The following is a 16,907-nucleotide window of genomic DNA, read 5'->3' on the forward strand; positions in this document are numbered from 1 at the left end:
AGGCCCGCTGCGGCGCGAGGGAATATAGGCGGCTTGGCTCGACCCGCTTCATGTCAGAGGATGCGGCGTTCGGCGATGACGTCGGCGTAGTAGCGTGCGGACAGCTTGGGCGTGCGCACCTGCGTGGCGTAGTCACAGTGCACGATGCCGAAGCGGCGCTGGTAGCCGTCTTCCCATTCGTAGTTGTCGATGAAGCTCCACAGGAAGTAGCCCTTGAGCGGCACGCCGTCGCCGATGGCGCGGTGGGCTTCGCGCAGATGGTTGCGCAGGAAGTCGCGGCGGTGCAGGTCCAGCACCTCGCCGTTCACCACCGGCTCATCGTTGTAGCCACAGCCGTTCTCGGTGATGTAGAGCGCTTCGTGGCCGTAGCACTCGGCGGCAAGGCGCGTGGCCCAGTAGATGGATTGCGGCACCAGGCGCAGCCAGGGGCTGTCGGCGCGCGGGTAGTTCACGGGGTGGGCCAGGGCCTCGAACGCAGCACCGTTCCGGCCGGCGCGCACATACGTGCCGGTGTAGATGTTCAGGCCGAGGTGGTCGGTTGGCAGGCTGATGAGGTCGAAGTCACCGGCCCGCACATCGGGCGCATCCGGGCCGACGCGTTCGAGGTAATCGGCGGGATAGCGGCCGGCATGCATGGCACCCAGCACATGGGCGTTCTTCTCCAGGAACCAGGCCTTGGCGGCGGCGATGTCGGCCGGGGTCTCGGTGACGGGGATGCAGACATCGAGGTTGTCGGTCAGGCCGACGACCGCACCGGCGCCGCCGAACTCGCGCACCGCGCGAACGCCATGGCCGTGGCAGAGCAGCGCATGGTGAAATGTCTGGTTGACGACCGCAGCACTCTCCTTGCGGCCCGGCGCCTTGGTGCCCCAGCCGTAGGCCAGCTCCGTGAAGCAGCGGATCTCGTTCATCGTGATCCAGTGCTTCACCTCGCCGCCGAAGGCCTTGACGATGGTGTCGGCGTAGGTCGCGAAGGCATCGACGGTCACGCGCGAGGTCCAGCCACCGCGGTCCTCCAGCGCCTGCGGCAGATCCCAATGGAACATCGTCACCCAGGGCTCGATGCCGTGCTCCTTCATGCTGGCAAACAGGCGGTGATAGAAGTCCAGCCCGGCCTGGTTGGGTTCGCCGTCGCCGTTGGGGTAGATGCGCGGCCAGGCGAGCGACAGGCGGTAGTACTTCAGGCCGAGCGAGGCCATCAGCGCGAAGTCGTCGTCGAAGCGGTTGTAGTGGTCGCAGGCGACGTCGAGGGTGTCGTCGTCATGCACCTTGCCCGGCGTGCGGCAGAAGCGGTCCCAGATGGATTCGCCCTTGCCGTCGGTGAAGGCGGCGCCCTCGATCTGCGGCGCGGCGGCGGCAACGCCGAAGATGAAGTCGGCGGGGAAGGGGCTGGAGTAGGTCAGTGCGGTCATGGGGTCAGTGCCGTTGCCGTCAGGGCGCGAGCCAGGGGGTCAAGGGGGTGTTCAGGCTGCGGGCCCGGATGTCGTAGCCCTGCGGGCTGAGGTGCAGCCCGCAGGGCAGGATGTGGCCGGGTCCACGACGTCTCGGGAACGCGCAGATGAGGCGGCTTGGGCACGGTGACGCGGTCGCCGCCGAGCTTGGCCTCGCCCTCGAAATCGGTGACGGCGATCTGCAAGCGATTCATCGTCAGAAATCCTTGGGCGACAGCGTGCGCGACTGGCCGGGTTTGAGCCTTAGCTCAACGACACGTTCGCCCGCGCGAACACGCCCGCCGCCGGCGCCAGCCACCGAGCGCACGGTGGCGCTGGTGACGCGGCCGTGCGCCCAGGCGATGTCGACCTCGAAGCCGCCGCGCGCGCGCAGCCCCTTGACCGAGCCCTCGGGCCAGGTTGCGGGCAGCGCGGGCAGCAGGTCGATGACGCCATCCTGCGATTGCAGCAGCATTTCGGCGATGGCTGCGGTGGCGCCGAAGTTGCCGTCGATCTGGAAGGGCGGATGGGTGTCGAACAGGTTGGGATAGGTACCGCCCTGATGGACTTCGCCGCCTTGCCGGGCCACCTTGGCGCCGGGCTGGGCGAGCAGGCCGCGCAGCAGGCTGTGGGCATGGTCGCCGTCGCGCAGTCGCGCCCAATAGGCCATCTTCCAGGCCATGGACCAGCCGGTGCTCACATCACCGCGCGCCACCAGTGTCTTGCGGGCAGCCGCGGCCAGCTCGGGCGTGCGGGCGGGCGAGATCTGCCGGCCGGGGAACAGCGCGAACAGGTGGGAGACGTGGCGGTGGGTGTCCTGCGGTGTGTCCAGCACGGCGTCCTTCAGCTCGGTCGGCCATTCGAGCAACTGGCCCCAGCTGCCCACCTGCGGGCCGGCGAGGCGGTCGCGGATCGAGGCGGCGCGGTCACGCGCAGCGCGGTCGCCGAGGGCATCTGCCGCCTGCGCCATGTTGTCGAAATGGTCCCAGAGGATCTGCTGGTCGTAGGCCACGCCGTCCTGGATGGGGCCGTGCTCGGGCGACCAGCCGTTGCGCGCCACCAGCCTGCCGTCGGGCGTGGCCTTGAGCCGGTCTTCCCAGAACTCGCCCACTTCCTTCAGCACCGGCCAGGCAACGTTGCGCAGGAAGGCCTTGTCCTGCGTGAAGGCGTAGTGCTCCCAGAAGTGGCGGGCATACCAGGCGTTGCCGGTCATGTTCCACAGATAGCTCTGGGCGCCGAAGGGATTGGTCTCGGTGCGCACCGTCCAGCCGCGCACGGGCTTGCCGTCGGCGGTCAGGAAGGTCTCGATCGGCGGCGTGACTGAGTTGTCCCACGGCGGCGTCTCGGGGGGCAGGGACTTCGGGTCCTTCAGCGCCTGGGCGGCACGTTCGGCAATGGGCCGCCGCCATTCGGGGATCAGCCTTTCGACGAAGCGGTGCAGCGGCCGCGCGGCCTCGGCGAGGTTGGTCGGCTCGGCCGGCCAGTAGTTCATCTGCAGGTTGATGTTGGAGTGGTAGTCCGCGTTCCACGGCGGCTGCAGATGGTCGTTCCACAGGCCCTGCAGGTTGGCGGGCAGCGAGTCACGAGAACTGCTGACGAGCAGGTAGCGGCCGTAGTGGAAGTAGAGGGCTTCCAGCTCGGGGTCGCCGCCTTCTCGCGTGTAGGCGGCCAGGCGGGCGTCGGTGGTCAGCGCGCGGCGCTCGGCGGGGCTGGTGCCGAGGTTCAGCTGCACGCGGCCCAGCAGCGCATCGACGTCGTCGCGGTGTTCGGCGCGCAGCTGCTTCCAGGGTTTGGCGGCGGCAGTGGCGACCTGGGCCTGCACGCGCGCCAGCGGCTTGTGCCCATCCGCAAAGCTTGTGCCGGCGCCGAGGATCAACGTCAGCGTGTTGCAGCCGCGAAAAGTCAGCGTGTTGCCGTCGAGGGCCACGCTGCCGCCCTCGTGCAGCACGCGCAGCTGGCTGGCGTAGGCCAGGCCGTTGGGCAACTGGCCGATGGCGGTCAGCGTGGTGCCGGCCGCCGACAGGGCCGCGCCGTGGCGGTCGGTCAGCGCGATGCGGCCGTTGTAGCGACCGGGGGCGCTGGCATGCAGATGCCAGACCAGCACCTGGGCCGGGTGGCTGGCCAGCGTGTCGCGCGCAAAGCGCACGCCGTCCTGTGTGTAGCCCAGGCGGTGCTCGGCGCGGGCGATGTCCAGCTCGCGGCGGTAGTCGCTGACCGGGCCCGCAGCGCCGTCCAGCTCCAGCACCACGTCGCCAAACGGCTGGTAGGCGCCCATCGCCTTCGTGTCGCCGGTCCACAGCGTGATGTCGTTGAACTGAAGCCGGTCGCGTGCGACCTGGCCGAACAGCATGGCGCCCAGCCGGCCGTTGCCGATGGGCAATGCCTGCTGCTCCCAGCCCTGTGGCGTGTCCGGCGCGGGCGCGGCGTAATGCAACGTCAGATCGGCGGCATGCACCGGCAGCATGGCCGCGACAAGGCACAGCGCGGACAGCAGCTTCTTCATGCGCGCGGCTTGCCGATGACGACGCCCCGGCCCTCGGGCGCGAGGTAGACGACGCCGAACTCCAGCGGGTCGGCCGCCAGCGCGTTCAGCCGGCCGAAGCGGTGGCTGTCGTCGTTGATGCGCTGCCATGTGGCGCCGGCATCGACGGAGCGGAACAAGCCTTCGGTGTCCTGGCTGCCGACCTTCACCCGGCCCCAGACGTAGACCGCGTGATAGGCCGCGCCTTCGGCCGCCTTGCCCACGGCCACGCGCCACGGTTCGACGACAGGGCGAATGCTTTGGGCGTTGCTGTCGGCGCCGGCAAAGTGCAGCAGGCCTTCGGGCAGGGCCAGCCACAGGTCGCGCAGCTTGCCCGGCGCGCAGATGAGCTGGGCGCCCTGCCAGCCCTGCAGCTTGGGCAGGCCGGTGATGCCGGGCTGGAAGCTGGCGCCGCCGTCCGCGCTGACGAGGATGCGGCCATTGGCGCGGTCGAAAACGTAGAACACGCCCTCGACGGCACGGTCGGCCACGGGCACCAGGGTGACGTCGCGCTCCGCCGGCCAGCCTTGGGCGGGTGCCCAGGTCCGGCCACGGTCGCGCGAGAACAGGGCCGCCTGCTTGTCGGGCGCCCACAGGAAGAAGCCGCCCTTGGCCGATACGGCCACCTGGCCGCTCGAGGCCGTCCAGCCCTCGGGTGTCTTGGCATTGCGCGTGGAGGGGCCGAAGGGCCGCCAGCTTGCACCGCCGTCGGGCGACCAGTAGCCGCCGTTGGCCGCGCCGTCCGACGTGCGGGCGACGATGCCCGGGTTCAGCTCGGCGTAGGCCACCGAGCGGCAGGTCTCGCCGGCCGGCAGGAAGAGGCCGTTCCTCGGGCCTTGGTTCAAATCGTCCCAGGCCGCACCGGAGACGTCGCCCATGGCCGCCAGCAGGGAGGCACCGCCGGACGGGCTCTCCAGGCTGAGCACGGCGGTCTCTTCGAGGTTGTCGACCGTGAAGGTCCAGTCCACCTTTGCGGCGCCCAGGTTGCCGGTCATCCACAGGCCGTAGCCCGTGCCGTAGACGGCGTGGTCGCCGTCGTGCGGGTCGATCTTGAAGTCGGCCAGCCAGTGGCCCTGCTTGTGCTGCGTCTTGCCCTGGTAGGCCTGCAGCCAGGGGTGGCTGCTTGAATCAAAGTTGGAGCGCGGGCTCAGCGGTGCCCAGTTGGCGCCATGGTCGTCGGAGACAAAGATCTCGTCGCCGCTGCTCCAGCGCTCGATGGTGGTGACGACGACGCGGCCGGGACGCTTTGCATCGACGTCCAGGCCGGAATAGCCAAAGCTCTGGCCATTGCCAGCCTTGTCGGGCTTGACCGGCGTGACGTCGCACCAGCGGCCTTCCGGCGTGCGCCGCCAAACGCTGCCGGTCTTGGCATTGCCGGGGTTACTGACGGTGCCTGCATCGCCGGCAGCGAAGCTCACGTAGAGCGAGCCGTCCGGCGCGAACGCGGCCCGCTGCGGTGCCTGCGCCGGCAACTCGGCAATGCGCGTGAAGCTGGCGCCGTCATCGCTGGAGACGAACAGGCCAGGCTGGTCGTGGCTGCCCGCGTAGACAGTCCTGGCGCCCGGTGCGAACAGCACGAGGGACACATGCTTGGCCGGAAAGCCGTCCAGCCTGCTGAAGCTCTGGCCGCGATTGCTGCTCAGCAGCAGGCCGTCCTGCGTGGTGCCGAGCAGCAGGCGCTCGGGGCGGTGCGGGTCCACCTGCAGGCGCTCGCCGGTGCCCCGGCCGGGGCCGTTGCCGTTGAGCTTCAGCCCGAGTTCAAAGGTCTGCCAGGTCGCGCCGCGGTCGCTGGAGGCGAGCAGCGCGGCATTGCGCGCCCACTCGCCGGTGTACAGGCCACAGGCGGCGTAGACGCGATTGGCGTCGCTCGGGTCCACGGCCATGCTGAGCACGCCCATCAGGTCGGCGTCGGCCTTGGCGAGGTGGTCCATCAAGGGCAGCCAGCGCTTGCCTGCGGGGTCGAAGCGGTAGGCGCCGCCGATGTCCGTGCGGGCGTAGAGCAGGCCCTTCTCGCGCGGGTGGAAGACGAAGCCGTCGATGAAGCCGCCGGCGCCATAGGTCAGGCTGCGCCAGTCGTAGGCGGGGGCCGGCGCATCGGCAGCCCAGGCAGGGACGGTGGCGAGCAGGCCGGCGGCCCGAAGCAGTTGGCGGCGCTGCATCACTTGTTCCTGCGGACCGAGCGCCGTGCCGTTCCCAAGAGGGGCTTCATTGCGCAGGTCTGCCCATCTTGACCTTGAGCATCATGGGCTCGGCGGGCAGGTTCAGGCCGTAGTCGACCTGGTCGCCATTCCACACGCGCTCCATCACCCAGCGGCCCTTGTCGTCGAAGCGGCCCTGTTCGGCGCGCAGCATCATGCCGCTCGTGCCCTCGGCCGGCTCCATGCGCACGCGCACGCGCTGGCCGATGACGAGGAACTCGTCCGGGCCGATCTGCGCGATGGCGGCGCCGCCGTCCGGCTGCTCGGTGCCGGCTGCGGGCTTGGCGAATTCGCCGCCCCAGGCGGACTCGCCGAAGCGGCCGAGGCGGTAGGTCAGCTTGGCCGTCCAGCCGGGAAAGTCCAACTGCTGGGGCTTGCGGTCGTCGCCTTCGCCGATGCCTCGCGTCTTGCCGTCGAAGGCCCACTGCGCCCACTGCCGCTGGATGGGCGCGAACATGCGGTAGACGCGCTCGAAGGGCTCCACCAGCGTCTTGTCGGTGGCTGTCGTGCCCAGCGGGTAGTTGGTGTAGTTGAAGTAGTCGATGCCGAAGGGCGACACGCCGATGGCGCCACGGCCCAGCATCGCGTAAAGGAAACGGCCGTAGGCCGGTTTGGTGCCGATCTCGGGCACGAACAGCGCGTTGTCCGGGCGCTGGAACAGCCGCAGGTTGGCGTTCACCTGCTCGGATTCGACGTTGTAGATGTCCGGGCTGACGATGTCGAGCGCGGGCGCTGCGGCCTTGTAGATGTCGATGACATCCCAGGTCGGGCCGCCGCTGGCGAAATCCTTGTTCCAGGGCTTGGGCGGCTGGTCCAGCGGGTTGCGCAGCGCGTTGTTGACGTACATCGGCAGCTCGTACACGGCCTTGCCGGCGGCCGCGATCTCGCCGATGTAGCGGGCGATGGCCCAGGCGTGGAAGTACTCGTCGGCATAGTCGCCGTAGACCTCGCGCCAGGTGCCCGATGCCGCGGCCTTGGGCTTCTGGCGGGCCAGCACGGCAGCGGGCACAGGCTGCTCGAAGGCGGCCTGCGCGTCCTTGCCGAAGTCGCGCACCAGGCCGTAAGTGCCGACCTCGTTCTCGACCTGCACCATCAGCACGGTGCGTTGGGTCGAGTCGATCTTCTTCAGATGCGTCATGAAGGCGACGAACGCCTTCTTGTCGGCCTTGAGCGTCTCGGTGCCGAAGGGGCTGAGGCTGTAATTGGGCTTGCCTTCGCGGTCCAGGTTGGCGGGGAAGCGCTTCGGGTCGAGCTTGACCCACTCGGGTGTGTACTGGGCGCTGGTGTTCTTCCAGGTGGCGAACCACAGGATGACCAGGCGCTGGTTCTGTTTGCGGGCTTCGGCGACGAGGGTGTCGACGAAGCTGAAGTCGAATTTGCCCTCAACCGGCTCGACCTGCTCCCAGGCCACCGGCATCAGCACGGTGTTGGCCTTGATGTCCAGTGCGGCATCCCAGACGGGCTTGAGCCCGGCAGGGTAGTTGCTGGAGTTGTGCGCCTGCGCGCCGAGGATGAGGAAGGGCTTGCCATCCACCAGCAGCGCGTGGCGGCCGTCCTTGGCGACGAGGCGGGGCAGTTCGGCAGCGCCAGCGCCCTGCACGGTGAACAGGCAGGCCAGGGCCGCTGCGAGGAGAAGCTTGGTCTTCATCGGGTGTTCGGATGGGCAGAGAAAAATCCGGCGGCCCGGTCAAAGGCCGCCGGAGACGTGCTCGTATTAGAACGAGTAGCTGGCTTGCACCGAGTAGCGGCGGCCGGTGTAGTTGACAGCGCGGGTCATCAGGCCGATGTTCTGCTGCATCAACTGGCGGGCCAGCGCGTCGTTCAGGTTCTGCGCTTCCACGCTGACGCTGAACTTGTCGCTGAAGCGGTAGTTGACGCCGGCGTCGACCTGGCCGTAGGAGTCGCTCCACGTGGGCAGCGCATAGGCCACAGCCGTGCCGTTGGTCAGCCGGCCGTCGCCGCTGCGCGTGCCGTTCACGTTGACGCCCTGCAGGTACTTGGAACGCCAGCTGTAGGCCACGCGCGCCGAGAACGGGCCGTAGTCATACAGCAGCGCCAGGTTGTAGGCGTTCTTGGACAGGTTGGTCAGCGGCAGGTTGCCGAAGGTGCGGCCGTCGGTGTCACAACCGTTGATGTTCAGGTTCAGATTGGCCGCGTCGGTGCTGGTGCCGGCGCAGAACGGCGTGGTGACCGGGTCGTAGGGCTTGGTCTTGCTCGCGACGAAGGTGTAGTTCGCCTGCACGCCGATGCCCGACATCCAGCCCGGCAGCATGTCGAGGTAGCGCTGGAAGGCGATTTCGAAGCCGCGTGCGTGGCCCTTGCTGCCGTTGACCGGCGAGGTCAGCGTGAGGTTCAGCGGCTGGTTGGCGGCATCGCGCAGCTGCACCGTGGCCGACTGCCTGACGATGATGTCCGACAGCTGCTTGTTGAACACCGCCAGGGTCAGCGAGCCGTTCTTGGCGAAGTACCACTCGGCGGTCAGGTCGAACTGCGTGGACTTGACCGGCTTGAGCAGCGGGTTGCCGCTGGCCGAGCCGCTCAGGTTGACGGAGTCGATGACCAGGACGGTGTCGTTGTTCTCCGTGTGCTTGGTCGTCGTCAGCTCCATGGAGGTGTAGGCCTGCATGTCCGAGAAGTCCGGGCGCGAGACGCCCTTGGCCACTGCGGCTCGGAACTGCAGCTTGTCGCTGGCCTTGAAGCGCAGGTTCAGGCTCGGCAGCACGTTGACGTAGCTCTGCGCGGCGGTGATCGGGGTGTTGAAGCTGGCGAGAACCGGCACCGGCACACCGGTCACGGTCTGGCCCGGTGTCGGCGTGATGCCCGGGTTGTAGTTGAAGACCGTGTAGCCACTGGCCTTCATGTCCGTGCGCACGGCGCGCAGGCCGAGGTTGCCGTCGATCGGTGTGCCGGAGTCGGCGAAGTCGAAGCGCAGCTGGGCATAGGCGGCCTGCGTGCGCTCATGCTGCTCGTTGGTGCCCGCCGGGTTGGTGCCGAAGCTGGCCGGCGACCACGCCGCGCAGCCGCTGCCCCAGCCTTGCGCGGCCGTCTGCTCCGCGCACAGGATGTCGTGGTACTTGTGCAGTGCGGTGTAGCTGTTCGGGTAGTCCTTGGCGAGCGACACGGCGGGCACGTAGATCGGGGGCACGCTCTGGCCGCCGAAGAAGTTCTTGAACTCGTGCAGGCGAGTGGGGGCGTTGAAGCGCGGGTCGCTCAGGTAGGCCAGGCCGCTGATGTCCCAGCCGCGTTGCCAGGTCTGCGTGATGGCCGACCAGTTGTAGTCCGGCACCGTCTTGGTGGTGGTCGCGTCGCGGTCGGTCAGGCGGATGCCGAAGCTCAGGTCCTGCAGCACGGGGTGGTCGAAGTTGAACTTGGCGTCCGCGCGCCAGGCCTTCTGCTCGGCGCGGCTGCGGTCCAGGTGTTCCATCGTGAACGCCCAGTAGTAGTTGGCCTTGTTCTGCAGCGAGGCCAGGTCGCTGGCGTCGAAGACGACGCGCGGCGTCGAGCCGGTCAGGTCCAGCGTTTCCTTGGGCATCAGCAGGCCGGTCGCGACGGTGGAGTCGAACGCGTTGGTGTCGGACTTGACCAACTGCAGGTCGGTGCTGAAGCTCCAGCGGTCGCTGGCCTTCCAGGCCAGGTTCCAGCCCAGGTCGCGGGTCTTGGAGTTGCGCGTCATGTAGCGCGTGTCGGCGCCGAAGTTCACGCCGCCGTCAGCCGGCGAGGTCAGCGTGCCGCTGACGAAGACGTTGTTGGCGTTGTACTTGGCGTCGCTGCCGATGACGAGGTTCCAGGGCGTGGTCTGCGCGAACAGCGCGTTCTCGTCCCACTGCATCTTGTACTTGGACTGGAAGTAGGTCAGCGAGCTGCTGACGTCGCCCTTTTTCCACTGCAGCGCGCCGTAGAGACCGTTGCGCGCGCGCTCGAAGTTGGAGTCGCGCCATTGCGCGCCCTTCGGCACCCAGTGCGTGCCGTCGATGTTGTAGTAGGGCTCGACCTGCCACAGGTCGGTGCGCGTCGAGCTCTTGCTGTGGGCCAGGCTCAACAGCATGCCGACGTCGCCGAGGTCGGTCCTCCAGCGGTTGGACAGCAGGCCCGATGCCGAAGGACTGAACTTGCCCTGCAACTCGTTGTACTTGCCGACGGCGGTGACGTGGCCCTTGAAGCCGGGGTTGTCGAACGGCATGGCCGTGCGCAGGTTCACCAGGCCGCCGATGGAGCCTTCGATCTGCGACGCCGACGGGTTCTTGAAGACATCCACCGCGGCCAGCAGTTCGGGCGGCACGTCCTCGAAGTTCAGCGCCCGGCCACCGTTGGCCGAGAAGGTGTCACGGCCGTTCACCTCTGAACGTACGTAGCTCAGGCCGCGGATGTTGACGCTGGAGCCTTCCACCGAGTAGTGCTCGGGGTCGCCCTTCGACATGGTGCGGTCGATGGTCACGCCGACGATGCGCTGCAGCACTTCGGTGACGGACTGGTCGGGCAGCTTGCCGATGTCGTCGGCAACGATGGAGTCGACGATCTCGTCGGAGTTCTGCTTGATCCGCTGCGCGGATTCCAGCGCTGCGCGGCGTCCGCTGACGACGACGGTCTCGACCTTCTGGATGGGGGCCGACGCTGCTGCGGCGGGGGCCGCGGGGGCCGCGGGCGTCTGGGCCATGGCCATGCCGCTGCAAAGCAGGGCGGCATGGGCGGCGGCTAGGGAAATGGCGGTTCTCTGGGGTTTGTTCACTGTGTCTCCTCTCGTTGGCCTCTAGGGCAGGGATGGTTTGCTGGTCTTGCTGCTGGTTCGACGGAAAGCAGTCAACATCGCCCGGCAGAACGGGCGGTGTGGACGGGTTGGGTGAATGGGGTCATGCCAGGTCAGGCGCAGAAGCGGTTGACGAGGTTCTCGAAGACTTCCTGGCGGCCGGACACAGGCGCCACGTCGGTGTTGCGCGCGAGCACGCCGTCGGCCAGTTCGGCCAGCGTGCGGCGGCCTTGCAGGATGTCCTGGCCGGCGGGGGTGTCCCAGCCGGCGTAGCGGGCGTCGACAGCGCTCTTGAGTCGGCCGTCGACGATCATCTTTTCGGCAATCAGCAGGGCCTGCGCGCAGACGTCCATGCCGCCGATGTGGCCGTGGAAGAGGTCTTCAGCGTCGATGGACTGGCGGCGGACTTTTGAATCGAAGTTCAGGCCGCCCGAACCCAGGCCGCCGGCTTGCAGCACGTGGTACAGCGCCAGCGCCGTCTCGGGCACGTTGTTGGGGAACTGGTCGGTGTCCCAGCCCAGCTGCGGGTCGCCGCGGTTCATGTCCAGGCTGCCCAGGATGCCCAGGGCGCCGGCGGTGGCGATCTCGTGCTCGAAGCTGTGGCCCGACAGCGTGGCGTGGTTGGCCTCGATGTTGACCTTCACTTCCTTCTCGAGGCCGTAGCGCACGAGGAAGCCGTAGACGGTGGCGGTGTCGAAGTCGTACTGGTGCTTGGACGGCTCGCGCGGCTTGGGCTCGATGAGGATGGCGCCCTTGAAGCCGATCTTGTGCTTGTGCTCGACGACCATGTTCAGGAAGCGGCCGAGCTGGTCCATCTCCTGGCCCAGGCGCGTGTTCAGCAGCGTCTCGTAGCCCTCGCGGCCGCCCCACAGCACGTAGTTCTCGCCGCCCAGCTTGAGCGTCGCTTCCAGCGCGTCGCGCACCTGCACGGCGGCGAGCTTGAAGATCTCGGGGTCGGGGTTGCTGGCCGCGCCCGACATAAAGCGGCGGTGGCTGAACAGGTTGGCCGTGCCCCACAGCAGCTTCAGCCCGGTGGCCTGCTGCTTCTCGCCGAGCACCTCGACCATGCGCTGGAAGTTCTCCTGGCTCTCACGCGGCGTGGCGCCTTCGGGAGCGACGTCGCGGTCATGGAAGCAGTAGTAGGGCGCGCCCAGCTTGGCAAAGAACTCGAAGGCGGCATCGGCCTTCAGCTTCGCGAGTTCCATCGGGCTGCCGCCCTGGAACCAGGGGCGCTCGAACGTGGCACCGCCGAACGGGTCCAGGCCGGTCCAGACGAAGTTGTGCCAGTAGCAGACGGCGAAGCGCAGGTGGTCTTCCATGCGCTTGCCCAGGACGATGCGGTCCTTGTCGTAGTGCTTGAAGGCCAGGTCGTTGGGGCTGTCGGCGCCCTCGAAACGGATGGGCTCGATGTGTTCGAAGTAGCTCATGTGTTGCGTCAAAAAGATCTATGCGCCGCGCAGGCGGCTGTAGAGGTCACGGAAGCGCGCCAGGCGTGGGGCCAGGCGGGCATGGCGTTCGGGGTCGGGTGCAAAGCGCGCGGCGATCTCGGGGCGGGTGCAGACGGTGTCGACTTGGCCGCCTGTGGCCAGCCAGCCGAGGCGGGCCGCACCGAGGGCGCCGCCGGCTTCGCTGCCGGTGTGGACGACGATCTCGACGTGCAACGCGTCGGCAATCAACTGCGCCCAGTAGGGGCTGCGTGAGCCGCCGCCGACGAGGGAGAGTTGCGTCACCTCGGTGCCGGCGGCGCGCAGTGCGGCAAGGCCGTCTGCCAGGCCGAAGGCCACGCCTTCGAGCACGGCGTAGGTGCAGTCGGCACGGGTGGTCTGAGCCTTCAGGCCGTGGAAGACGCCGGGGGCGAAGGGGTCGTTGTGCGGCGTGCGCTCACCGGCCAGGTAGGGCAGAAAGGTCGGCGCGCGCTCGGCGACTGCGCTGTCATTCGACGTTAGCTCGGCGAGCAAGGCGCTCTCGTGCTGGCCCACGAGATTGCAGAACCACCGGAAGCAGCTGGCCGCAGACAGCATCACGCTCATCTGGTGCCAGCGCTGTGGCAGCGCATGGCAGAAGGCGTGCACGGCCGAGGCCGGGTTGGGCCGGTAGCGGTCGTTGACGACGAAGAGCACACCTGACGTGCCCAGCGAGATGAAGCCGTCGCCCGGCTGCGTGGCGCCGATGCCGATGGCGCTGGCGGCGTTGTCGCCCGCACCGCCGGCGACGATGACTTCCGCGCCCAGGCCCCAGGCGCTGGCCAGTTCCGGCCTGAGCACGCCACTGGGCTCGCTGGCCTCGACGAGGCGGGGCATGTGGGCACGTGTCAGGCCGGTGGCGGCCAGCAGTTCGTCGGACCAGTCACGGCGCGCCACGTCCAGCCACAGCGTGCCGGCGGCATCGGACGGGTCGGAGACCTTGTCACCCGTCAGCCGCAGGCGCAGCCAGTCCTTGGGCAACAGCACGGTCTGCACGCGTTCGAAGACAGTGGGCTCGTGCTTGCGCACCCACAGCAGCTTGGGCGCCGTGAATCCAGGCATCGCCAGATTCCCGGCGATCTCGTGCAGGCGCGGTGCGGCGGCTTCCAGCTCCGGGCATTCGGCATGGCAGCGGCCGTCGTTCCACAAGATGGCCGGGCGAAGAATGGCATCGCTGTCATCGAGCAGGACCGCGCCGTGCATCTGCCCCGACAGGCCGATGCCGCGCACCTGGGCGAACTCGTCCGGGTGGGCGGCGCGCAACTGGGCGATGGCGGCCTCAGTGGCCGTCCACCAATCGGCCGGGTTCTGCTCGGACCACAGCGGCTGCGGGCTCGACAGCGTCAGCGTGCTGCCGGCCGTGCCGACGATGCGGCCGGCACCGTCGAGCAGCAGCGCTTTGACTTCCGAGGTGCCGAGATCGAGGCCGAGGTACATGTCAGTGACCTCCCGCATCGGAACTTGCGGGCCGAGCGCCGGGCCGCTCCCAAGCCGGCCCGGTATGGCGATGTGCGTGCGGCTCAATGCCGCGCGTATCGCCGTCCCCTCGGGGGACCGGCCGACGTACTCGTTGGACGAGGGGCTTCATTTCAAGCGGCCTCCTCGGCCAGGGTGACGCCTGTGTCTGCCAGCGGCAGCGCAGGGCGGGTGAGTCGGTAGCGCGCCAGCGCGGCAGCGCCCACGGCGACGGCGTTGGCGCCGAAGCGCGAGGTGCGCACGCTGGGCGGCGGCAGGTTGGCGGCGGTGGCGTAGTCCACCAAGGCGTCCAGCGCCGGCTGCAGGAAGGGCTGGCCCAGCTCGACCACGGCGCCGCCCAGCACGATGCAGCCCGGGTCGTAGGCCGTGGCCAGGTTCTGCAGCAGCACACCCAGGTTGCGGCCGGCGGAATTGACGGCTTTCAGCGTTTCGGCGTCTTCGTCCACCAGATGGGCACGCACCTCGGCCAGGGAGCGCAGCGCGGTCGAGTCTTCGCAGTCGCCGAGCAGCGCCCGCGTGGCGATCAGCGCCTCGGCGCAGCCGCGTCGGCCGCAGGAGCAACGCGGGCCGTTCAGCTGCAGCACCATGTGCCCCACCTCGCCGGCAAAGCCGCGGCTGCCGGTCAGCAGGCGGTCGCCGACGATGACGCCCGCGCCCAGGCCCTGGTTGATGGACACATAGAGCAGTGGGTCCGACGCCGGCGAGGGGTTGAACTCCAGCTCGCCCAGGGCCGCCACATCGGCTTCGTTCTGGATGAAGAGGGGCACGCCGTCCAGCGACGTGTCCTGCAGCTTCTCGCCGAGCAAGGCGCCGAAGGGAACGTCGCGCCAGCCGAGGTTGGGCGCGAAATGCAGCACACCGCGCACCTCGTTGACGCCGCCCGGCAGGCCCACGCCGATGCCGAGGATCTGCTGGTTGGCGTCCAGCTGCCTGCGCACTTTCAGCAGCGCCGTGGCCAGCGTGCCGATGCAGGCCTTGGCCGTGCGGCTGGCGCCGTAATTGGCCACCGCGCAGGCCTTGACCTCACCGGTCAGCGAGGTGGCAACGACGCGCACCGATTCGATGCCCACCTCGGCGCCCAGCAGCAGCAGGCGGGCCGGGTCGATGAACAGCGGCGTAGGGCGGCGGCCCAGATCGCCGGTGGCGACCACTTCGCGCTCGGCCAGCCAGCCCTCGTTCACCAGCTCGCGCACGAGCAGGCTGACGGTGGATTTGGTCAGGCCAACGGCGCCAGCAAGGTCTGCTCGCGACAGCCCGGGGTTGGCACAAAGGTGCCTGACCAGGGCCATTCGGTTGATGACCTTCAGCAGTTGTTGGCTTCCAGCGGCTTCGGCCTGCAAGCGTCGTCTCCTAGTTATGCCCTGTTGATCAGGTTTTGGAGCATATTAGTTCGACCGTCGCACGAAGTAAATTGGGTGAAAGCCCCTAGCGCGAAATGCAACAGCGCGTCGAAGATGGCGCCGCTTGTGGCCTCAACTGGTAAGGCCAACGCTCGCCAGCTTCACGATGTCAGCCCCTTCAGACCCTTCTGATCTCCCCATCCGCAAGATCGTCATCGTTGGCGGTGGAACTGCGGGTTGGATGGCGGCCGCCCCAATGGCGCAGCTGTTCGCGCGTACCGAAACGGCGCGGCCGGAGATCGTGCTGGTCGAATCGCCCGACATCGGCAGCATTGGTGTGGGTGAAGCAACGCTGCCGCCCATCCGCGCCTACAACAAGACCCTCGGCCTGGACGGCGCCGACTTCGTCAAGAAGACCCAGGGCAGCTTCAAGCTCGGCATCGAGTTCCGCGACTGGGGCCAGGTCGGCCACCGCTTCTTCCACGGCTTTGGCGATTTCGGCCCGCCCATCGACGGCCGCTCACCCTGGCAGCACTGGCTGCGCCTGCATCGCAAGGTGGCTGACCTGCCGAGCTATGAGGATTGGTCGATGTCGACCGTCATGGCGCATCGCAACCGCTTCACGCCGCCGGAAGCCGGCGCGCCTTCGGCTGCCAACGCCTTCTCTTTTGCCTATCACTTCGACGCCGGCCTCTACGCCGCCTACCTGCGCGAATACGCGATGGCACGCGGCACGCAGCGCATCGAAGGGCTGATCGTCGATGTCGAGCTGCGACCCGGGGACGGCTTCGTTGCCGCCGTCAAGCTGGCCGACGGCCGTCGCATTGACGGCGACCTTTTCATCGACTGCTCGGGCTTTCGCGCGCTGCTCATCGGCGGCGCCATGCAGTCGCCGTACGAGGACTGGAGCGCGCTGCTGCCCTGCAACAGCGCTCAAGCCGTTCCGAGTGAGCGCGTTGCGCCATTGACGCCCTACACCACCTCCACCGCCAAAGCCGCCGGCTGGCAGTGGCGCATCCCCTTGCAGCACCGCACCGGCAACGGCCATGTCTACTGCAACGGCTTCATCAGCGACGACGAGGCCGCCAGCACGCTGCTCGCCGGCCTGGACAGCAAGGCGCTCGACACGCCGCGCCAGCTGCGCTTCACCACCGGGCGGCGCAAACAAGGCTGGGTGAAGAATGTCGTCGCCATCGGCCTGGCCAGCGGCTTCCTGGAGCCGCTGGAATCCACCAGCATCCAGCTCATCATGGACGGTGTCGGCCGCCTGATCCAGTTCTTCCCGGACCGCCGCTGCAAGCCGCACCTCGCCGCCGAGTTCAACCGCCTGATGGCCCAGCAGTACGAGTCCACGCGCGACTTCATCGCGCTGCACTACAAGCTCACCGACCGGCGCGACAGCGAGCTGTGGCGCTACTGCGCAGCCATGCCGATACCGGACACGCTGGCGCATCAGATCGACCTGTTCCGCACGACCGGCCGCGTCGCCATCCTGGACCGCGACAGCTTCCAGGAGCCATCCTGGGTGTCCCTCCTGATGGGTCTCGGGCTGCGGCCCGAGGCCTACGACCCCTTCGTCGACCATGTCGACGAAGGCGCCTTGGTGCAGCATTTTTCCCGCGTGCGCCAGGCCATCCAACAGACCGCGGCCGGCATGCCCGACCACGGTGATTACATTGCCCGCCACACGAAGGCAGCACCAGCTTGAGGAGTTAGGCGACCCACATCAAAAGAA

The 16,907-nt window shown here is 68.2% G+C and carries 10 protein-coding genes; 1 reads left to right on the forward strand and 9 read right to left on the reverse strand.

Going from position 1 to position 16,907, the window contains the following annotated elements:
* Window positions 1-53 precede the first annotated feature (53 nt).
* The 9 genes from AC0IZJ_RS09440 to AC0IZJ_RS09480 form a co-directional block, all read right to left on the reverse strand.
* Window positions 54-1,412, reverse strand: a complete 1,359-nt coding sequence (locus AC0IZJ_RS09440; RefSeq protein WP_471848933.1) for a GH1 family beta-glucosidase — start codon at window positions 1,410-1,412, stop codon at window positions 54-56.
* Complete coding sequence (locus tag AC0IZJ_RS09445; protein ID WP_471848935.1) at window positions 1,409-1,645, reverse strand: hypothetical protein; 237 nt, start codon at window positions 1,643-1,645, stop codon at window positions 1,409-1,411. The genes AC0IZJ_RS09440 and AC0IZJ_RS09445 overlap by 4 nt, the downstream gene beginning before the upstream one ends.
* A 2-nt stretch (window positions 1,646-1,647) precedes the next feature.
* Window positions 1,648-3,933 carry a glycoside hydrolase family 95 protein gene (locus tag AC0IZJ_RS09450; RefSeq protein WP_471848937.1) on the reverse strand — a complete coding sequence of 762 codons (2,286 nt, stop codon included), beginning with the start codon at window positions 3,931-3,933 and terminating at the stop codon, window positions 1,648-1,650.
* Window positions 3,930-6,110, reverse strand: a complete 2,181-nt coding sequence (locus AC0IZJ_RS09455) for a hypothetical protein (RefSeq protein ID WP_471848939.1) — start codon at window positions 6,108-6,110, stop codon at window positions 3,930-3,932. Before AC0IZJ_RS09455 ends, AC0IZJ_RS09450 begins: the two co-directional genes overlap by 4 nt.
* Window positions 6,111-6,156: 46 nt before the next feature.
* A complete protein-coding gene (locus AC0IZJ_RS09460; RefSeq protein ID WP_471848941.1) occupies window positions 6,157-7,797 on the reverse strand; it encodes a DUF5597 domain-containing protein in 1,641 nt (546 codons plus the stop codon).
* 66 nt (window positions 7,798-7,863) lie between these two features.
* Window positions 7,864-10,875, reverse strand: coding sequence for a TonB-dependent receptor (locus AC0IZJ_RS09465; protein WP_471848943.1), 3,012 nt, complete (start codon window positions 10,873-10,875; stop codon window positions 7,864-7,866).
* Window positions 10,876-11,006: 131 nt separating this feature from the next.
* Complete coding sequence (gene xylA, locus AC0IZJ_RS09470; protein WP_471848946.1) at window positions 11,007-12,320, reverse strand: xylose isomerase; 1,314 nt, start codon at window positions 12,318-12,320, stop codon at window positions 11,007-11,009.
* An 18-nt stretch (window positions 12,321-12,338) separates the two neighbouring features.
* A complete protein-coding gene (gene xylB, locus AC0IZJ_RS09475) occupies window positions 12,339-13,793 on the reverse strand; it encodes a xylulokinase (protein WP_471849315.1) in 1,455 nt (484 codons plus the stop codon).
* Window positions 13,794-13,945: 152 nt separating this feature from the next.
* Complete coding sequence (locus AC0IZJ_RS09480) at window positions 13,946-15,172, reverse strand: ROK family protein (protein WP_471848948.1); 1,227 nt, start codon at window positions 15,170-15,172, stop codon at window positions 13,946-13,948.
* Window positions 15,173-15,338: 166 nt separating this feature from the next.
* Here AC0IZJ_RS09480 and AC0IZJ_RS09485 point away from each other — a divergent pair, with 166 nt between their 5' ends.
* Entirely contained in the window at window positions 15,339-16,880 is a 1,542-nt protein-coding gene (locus tag AC0IZJ_RS09485; RefSeq protein WP_471848950.1) for a tryptophan halogenase family protein, read from the forward strand.
* The last annotated feature ends 27 nt before the right edge of the window (window positions 16,881-16,907 follow it).

Source organism: Roseateles sp. AC306 (assembly GCF_979253795.1).

What these genes read in the sequence shown, in the direction of transcription:
- AC0IZJ_RS09440 (WP_471848933.1), bottom strand. Translation starts at nt 1,412, where the DNA reads ATGACCGCACTGACCTACTCCAGCCCCTTCCCCGCCGACTTCATCTTC.
- AC0IZJ_RS09445 (WP_471848935.1), bottom strand. Translation starts at nt 1,645, where the DNA reads ATGAATCGCTTGCAGATCGCCGTCACCGATTTCGAGGGCGAGGCCAAG.
- AC0IZJ_RS09450 (WP_471848937.1), bottom strand. Translation starts at nt 3,933, where the DNA reads ATGAAGAAGCTGCTGTCCGCGCTGTGCCTTGTCGCGGCCATGCTGCCG.
- AC0IZJ_RS09455 (WP_471848939.1), bottom strand. Translation starts at nt 6,110, where the DNA reads ATGCAGCGCCGCCAACTGCTTCGGGCCGCCGGCCTGCTCGCCACCGTC.
- AC0IZJ_RS09460 (WP_471848941.1), bottom strand. Translation starts at nt 7,797, where the DNA reads ATGAAGACCAAGCTTCTCCTCGCAGCGGCCCTGGCCTGCCTGTTCACC.
- xylA (WP_471848946.1), bottom strand. Translation starts at nt 12,320, where the DNA reads ATGAGCTACTTCGAACACATCGAGCCCATCCGTTTCGAGGGCGCCGAC.
- xylB (WP_471849315.1), bottom strand. Translation starts at nt 13,793, where the DNA reads ATGTACCTCGGCCTCGATCTCGGCACCTCGGAAGTCAAAGCGCTGCTG.
- AC0IZJ_RS09485 (WP_471848950.1), top strand. Translation starts at nt 15,339, where the DNA reads ATGTCAGCCCCTTCAGACCCTTCTGATCTCCCCATCCGCAAGATCGTC.